The sequence below is a fragment of the Stenotrophomonas sp. AS012628 genome (assembly GCF_010608305.1).
In the GTDB taxonomy this organism is placed as follows: Bacteria; Pseudomonadota; Gammaproteobacteria; order Xanthomonadales; family Xanthomonadaceae; genus Stenotrophomonas; species Stenotrophomonas geniculata.
This window is the reverse complement of the sequence record NZ_VMBJ01000134.1, coordinates 1-273: the sequence shown is the minus strand read 5'-3', so window position 1 is coordinate 273 and position 273 is coordinate 1. Positions and strand designations below refer to the sequence as shown.

At 69.6% G+C, this 273-nt stretch carries 1 protein-coding gene; it reads right to left on the bottom strand.

The genetic code is table 11. The features are described from left to right. Positions 1–194, bottom strand: a 194-nt coding sequence (locus G5A07_RS21290) for a LysM peptidoglycan-binding domain-containing protein (RefSeq protein ID WP_223107773.1), incomplete at its 3' end; no start/stop codon positions are given. Positions 195–273 lie beyond the last annotated feature (79 nt).

The following is a 273-nucleotide window of genomic DNA, read 5'->3' as shown; positions in this document are numbered from 1 at the left end:
CGGGTGTTAGACGAGGAGCGGCTGCTGGCGACGTAGGTCGACTTGCGCCCGTCGAAGCGCACCACCTGGCCGACCTTGACCGCGTAGGGCGGGCGGATGCCGTTGGCGCGCGCCAGGTCCTTGTAGTTCCAGCCGTGCCGGGTGGCGATCGAATAGAGGGTGTCGCCGCGCTTGACGCGATACTCGCCGCGCATGACCTTCGGCACCGACGCCCCCGGGCCGGGAGCCTTGGAGCTGCACGCGGATACCGCCAGCAGGACGGCGATCAAGAGC